Annotated in this window: 5 protein-coding genes; all 5 read left to right on the top strand. The window is 69.6% G+C overall.

Annotated features, from left to right (window positions below):
- Positions 1–487 (top strand): FHA domain-containing protein (locus AB0E14_RS39125; RefSeq protein ID WP_362430162.1); only part of this gene is annotated, 487 nt, incomplete at its 5' end.
- A gap of 10 nt (positions 488–497) precedes the next feature.
- Positions 498–1019, top strand: a complete 522-nt coding sequence (locus tag AB0E14_RS39120) for an FHA domain-containing protein (protein ID WP_362430158.1) — start codon at positions 498–500, stop codon at positions 1017–1019.
- 176 nt (positions 1020–1195) lie between these two features.
- Positions 1196–2695, top strand: coding sequence for a Stp1/IreP family PP2C-type Ser/Thr phosphatase (locus AB0E14_RS39115; RefSeq protein ID WP_362430155.1), 1500 nt, complete (start codon positions 1196–1198; stop codon positions 2693–2695).
- A 26-nt stretch (positions 2696–2721) separates the two neighbouring features.
- Positions 2722–4131, top strand: coding sequence for an FtsW/RodA/SpoVE family cell cycle protein (locus tag AB0E14_RS39110; RefSeq protein ID WP_362430152.1), 1410 nt, complete (start codon positions 2722–2724; stop codon positions 4129–4131).
- Positions 4128–5594: a penicillin-binding transpeptidase domain-containing protein gene (locus AB0E14_RS39105; protein ID WP_362430148.1), complete on the top strand. Its 1467-nt coding sequence runs from the start codon at positions 4128–4130 to the stop codon at positions 5592–5594. Before AB0E14_RS39110 ends, AB0E14_RS39105 begins: the two co-directional genes overlap by 4 nt.
- Positions 5595–5791 lie beyond the last annotated feature (197 nt).

Here is a 5791-nt window from a genome sequence, read left to right as displayed (position 1 = left end):
CCCCGCAGGGCGGCTACGCGCAGGGCGGTCACCCCCCCGGCGGCAACGGCTACCCCCGGTCGGCGCTCCGCCGATGCCCGCGGCCCCGCCGCCGGGCGCGGCCGGCGGCCAGCGCCCCGGTCACGCTCCGGGCCACGCACCCGGTCAGGCGCCCGCCGGCCGTCCCACGGCCGGTGGCCCCGGCCCCATGCCCGCCTCCGGCGCCCAGGTGCGCCGGTGGATCGAGATCAACGGCACCCGCCATCAGATCTCCCGCCCGACTCTGGTCCTTGGCCGCAGCACCGACGCGGACGTGAGGATCGACGATCCCGGCGTCTCCCGCCGGCACTGCGAGATCCGGACCGGAACGCCCTCGACGATCCAGGATCTCGGATCCACCAACGGCATCGTGGTGGACGGGCAGCACACCACCCGCGCTACGCTCCGCGACGGCTCGCGGATCGTCGTGGGCAGCACCACCATCGTTTACCGGCAAGCCGAAGGGTGAAGCGGGGGCAATGTCAGAGCTGACCCTGACGGTCATGCGGCTGGGTTTCCTGGCCGTTCTGTGGCTGTTCGTGATCGTGGCCGTCCAGGTCATTCGCAGCGACCTGTTCGGCACGCGTGTCACGCAGCGCGGTTCGCGCCGCCAGGACGCCCGTCCGCAGCAGAACGCGCGGCAGGCGGCCCAGCCGCCGCAGCAGCGTGGCCAGCAGAGCGGGGGCGGCGGCCGTCAGCGCCGCGGCGCCCCGACCAAACTCGTCGTCTCCGAGGGGACGCTGACCGGCACGACGGTCGCCCTGCAGGGCCAGACCATCACGCTCGGCCGCGCCCACGACTCGACGATCGTGCTGGACGACGACTACGCCTCCAGCAGGCACGCCAGGATCTACCCGGACCGGGACGGCCAGTGGATCGTCGAGGATCTCGGGTCCACCAACGGCACCTATCTCGACCGGAACCGGCTCACGACCGCCACGCCGATTCCGCTGGGCGCGCCGATCCGCATCGGCAAGACCGTCATCGAGCTGCGGAAGTAGTGCTACGTCATGTATGAGTGCGAGCGGAGCGAGCGGGCCGGGGCGGTCCCCACTGCGGGCCGCGCGGCGGACCGTCGGGTCCGTGCCGCGTACCGACACGGGCTCCCGACCGGAGGGTGGGCAGTGTGGCTCGAGACCGGCTGTACCCCGAGGCGACGTCGTCAGGGCAGGTGCGCATGAGCCTGTCACTGCGGTTCGCCGCCGGGTCGCACAAGGGCATGATCCGCGAGGGCAACGAGGACTCCGGCTACGCCGGTCCGCGGCTGCTCGCCATCGCCGACGGCATGGGCGGCCAGGCCGCCGGTGAGGTCGCCTCGTCCGAGGTGATCTCGACGCTGGTCACGCTCGACGACGACGTCCCGAGCTCCGACATCCTCACGTCGCTCGGCGCCGCGGTGCAGCGCGCCAACGACCAGCTGCGGATGATGGTCGAGGAGGACCCCCAGCTGGAGGGCATGGGCACCACGCTCACCGCCCTGCTGTGGACGGGTCAGCGCCTCGGTCTCGTGCACGTCGGCGACTCGCGCGCGTACCTGCTGCGGGACGGGGTGCTCACGCAGATCACCCAGGACCACACGTGGGTGCAGCGGCTCGTCGACGAGGGCCGGATCACCGAGGAAGAGGCCACGACCCACCCCCAGCGCTCGCTCCTGATGCGCGCGCTCGGCAGCGGTGACCATGTCGAGCCCGATCTGTCGATCCGTGAGGTCCGGGCCGGCGACCGCTATCTGATCTGCTCCGACGGGCTGTCCGGAGTCGTCTCCCACCAGACGATGGAGGACACCCTCGCCAGCTACCAGGGCCCGCAGGAGACCGTGCAGGAGCTGATCCAGCTCGCGCTGCGCGGTGGTGGCCCCGACAACATCACCGTGATCGTCGCCGACGTCCTCGACGTCGACGGCGGTGACACCCTCGCCGGTCAGCTCAGCGACACCCCGGTCATCGTCGGCGCGGTCGCCGAGAACCAGGTGCAGCAGGCCGACGGCGGGGCGATGCAGACCCCGGCCGGCCGGGCCTCCGGCCTGGGCCGCACGGCGCCGCACCAGCAGCCCCCCGGCGGGCAGCCGCCCCAGGGCTTCGGCCCGCCCGGCAGCGGCGACGACCACGGCTACGGCGGGATGCCGCCGCAGGGCTCGTTCGGGACGTACACCGACGAGGACTTCGAGAAGTTCGAGAAGCCGCGGACCGGCCTGAAGTGGCTGAAGCGGATCTTCTTCCTGGGCCTCGCGCTCGCCGTCGTCGGCGGTGGTCTGTACGGCGGCTGGCGCTGGACGCAGACGCAGTACTACGTCGGCTCCAAGGACCAGCACGTCGCGCTCTACCAGGGCATCAGCCAGGACCTGGCGTGGGTCTCGCTCTCGGACGTGGAGAAGGACCACCCCGAGATCGAACTCAAGTACCTGCCGGAGTACCAGCGCAAGCAGGTCGAGGAGACCATCGCGGGCGGCAGCCTCGGCAAGGCCCAGACGAAGATCGCGGAGCTCGCCGCGCAGGCCTCGGCCTGCAAGAAGACCGAGCAGCGCCGCGAGGCCGCCGAGAAGGCCGCCGACCAGGCGAGCAAGCCGCCCGCCGACGGTTCGACCCCCGACTCCAAGCCCACCACCGCCGCTCCCTCCCCGGGCCCCACGCTGACGCCGGACGAGCAGAAGCTGGCCTCGAACTGCGGCAAGCAGTAAGCACCCGTAGGGGGCCTTTCACCACCATGAGCGTTGTCACCAACACGACCACCATCGGCGCGATCGAGGCGCCGAGCCGCCGGAACACCGAGCTGGCTCTGCTCGCGTTCGCCGTCGCCATCCCGGTCTTCGCGTACCTCAACGTCGGTCTGGCGATCGACGGCGAGGTGCCGTCCGGCATGCTCGGCTACGGCCTCGGCCTCGGCCTGCTCGCGACCGTCGCGCATCTCGTCGTGCGCAAGTTCGCCCCGTACGCGGACCCGCTGCTGCTGCCGCTCGCGACGCTGCTGAACGGCATGGGCCTGGTGCTGATCTGGCGCCTCGACCAGTCGCCGCGCATCATCGCCCGGTACAAGACGTTCAGCCCGGACGCCCCGAACCAGATGCTGTACTCGGCGATCGCCATCGCCATGTTCGTGGGCGTGCTGCTGCTCCTGAAGGACCACCGTGTCCTGCAGCGCTACACGTACATCTCGATGGTCGCCGCGCTCGTGCTGCTGCTGCTTCCGCTCGTCCCCGGCCTCGGCGCGGACGTCTTCGGCGCCAAGATCTGGATCCGGGTCGGCGGTTTCTCCATCCAGCCCGGTGAGTTCGCCAAGATCGTGCTGGCGGTGTTCTTCTCCGGCTATCTCATGGTGAAACGCGACGCGCTGGCTCTGGCCAGCCGCCGCTTCATGGGCCTCTACCTGCCCCGAGGCCGTGACCTCGGCCCGATCCTGACGATCTGGGCGGTCAGCCTCCTCATCCTGATCTTCGAGAACGACCTCGGTACGTCGCTGCTGTTCTTCGGCATGTTCGTGATCATGCTGTACGTGGCGACGGAGCGGACCAGCTGGATCGTCATGGGTCTGCTGATGTCCGTCGCCGGCGCGGTCGGTGTGGCCTCGTTCGCCGGACACGTGCAGGCGCGTGTGGACGCCTGGGCCGACCCCTTCGCCTGTGCCAAGGACGTCCCGGCCTGTGACCAGATGACCGAGGTGCTGATGTCCTTCGGCTCCGGCGGCATCCTCGGTACCGGGCTCGGCCAGGGCAACTCCGACCTGATCGGCTTCGCCGCCAACTCCGACTTCATCTTCGCCACCGTCGGCGAGGAGCTCGGTCTGACCGGCGTGATGGCCTTCCTGCTGCTGTACGGCCTGATCATCGAGCGCGGTGTCCGCACCGCCCTCGCGGCCCGCGACCCGTTCGGCAAGCTGCTGGCGATGGGCCTGTCCGGCGCGTTCGCGCTGCAGATCTTCGTCGTCGCCGGCGGTGTGATGGGGCTCATCCCGCTGACCGGTATGACGATGCCGTTCCTCGCGTACGGCGGTTCCTCCGTGATCGCGAACTGGGCCCTGATCGGCATCCTGATCCGGATCAGCGACACCGCGCGCCGCCCGGCGCCCGCCCCCGCACCGTCCCCCGACGCCGAGATGACCCAGGTGGTCCGTCCGTGAACAAGCCCCTGCGCCGGGTCGCGATCTTCTGCGGCCTGCTGGTCCTCGCCCTGCTGATCCGGGACAACTGGCTGCAGTACGTCCGTGCCGACGAGCTGAACGCACACACGGACAACAAGCGCGTGCAGATCGAGCGGTACGCCAACGAGCGCGGCAACATCATCGTGGACGGCAAGCCGATCACCGGCTCGGTCGACTCCGAGGACCCGTACTACCGCTTCAAGCGCACCTACACCGACGGCCCGATGTGGGCGCCGGTGACCGGCTACGCCTCGCAGGCCTACGACGCCAACCAGATCGAGAAGATCGAGGACGGCATCCTCACCGGCAACGACGACCGGCTGTTCTTCGACCGCACCATGTCGATGTTCACGGGTGACAAGAAGAAGGGCGGCAACGTCGTCACGACGCTGAACGGCGCCGCCCAGAAGGCCGCCTTCGAGGGCCTCGGCAACAAGACGGGAGCCGTCGTCGCGATCGAGCCGAAGACCGGCAAGATCCTCGCGCTCGCCTCCACCCCCTCGTACGACCCGTCGACCTTCGCCGGCTACTCCGCGAAGGACGAGAAGGCCTGGGTCGCCCTGGAGGAGAACCCGGACAAGCCGAAGCTGAACCGCGCGATCCGTGAGATCTACCCGCCCGGCTCCGTCTTCAAGGTCGTGACGGCCGCGGCGGCGCTGGAGAACGGCAAGGTCACGGACATCAACGCGTCGACGGACACGCCGGAGCCGTACAACCTGCCGACGACCCGCGTCCCGATGAAGAACCACGCCTCCGGGTGTGAGAACGCCAGCCTGAACGAGGCCATGCGGGTCTCCTGCAACTCGGTCTTCGCGAAGCTCGGCGACGAGGTCGGCGTCGACAAGATGAACGAGATGGCCGAGAAGTTCGGTTTCAACGCCGAGCAGTTCACCCCGGTCCGCTCGGCCGCCTCGGTCTACGACAAGAAGGCCGACCGCCCCGGTAACGCGCTGTCCTCCATCGGCCAGTTCAACACCGCGACGTCCCCGCTCCAGATGGCCATGGTCACGGCCGCGATCGCCAACGACGGCAAGCTGATGAAGCCGTACATGATCGACAAGCTGGAGTCCCCGAACGTCGACGTCATCAAGCAGAACGAGCCGGAGGAGATGAGCCGCCCGGTCTCGGCGGAGACCGCGCAGAAGCTCCAGCAGATGATGGAGAACGTCGTCTCCAAGGGCACCGGCAGCAAGGCCGACCTGGACATGCCCGGCGTGAAGGTCGGCGGCAAGACCGGTACGGCCCAGCACGGCGAGAAGAACGCCAAGCGGCCCTACGCCTGGTTCATCTCCTACGCCAAGACCGATCAGGGCTCCCCGGTCGCGGTCGCCGTCATCGTCGAGGACTCCGCGGGCACGGACCGGCAGGACATCTCCGGTGGCGGTCTCGCCGCCCCGATCGCAAAGGCCGTGATGAAGGCGGTTCTGAAGAGCAGGAGCTGACCTTGCGGCCTGGCACCGGCCAGGTACCGGTCAGGTATCAGGTGGCGGCCTCGGGCGGATCCCCTTCCCGTGGCCGGTAGCCTTTGCGCGAACAGCACACCGCCGGACCACACACGGGTGCGGTCGGGACAGACGGAGAGGGCTGGATCAGTTATGGAAGAGCCGCGTCGCCTCGGCGGCCGGTACGAGCTGGGCTC

It is taken from the genome of Streptomyces sp. NPDC047981 (assembly GCF_040653315.1).
Classification (GTDB): domain Bacteria; phylum Actinomycetota; class Actinomycetes; order Streptomycetales; family Streptomycetaceae; genus Streptomyces.
The sequence above is the reverse complement of the archived record's forward strand: the minus strand, read 5'-3'. Positions and strand labels throughout refer to the sequence as shown.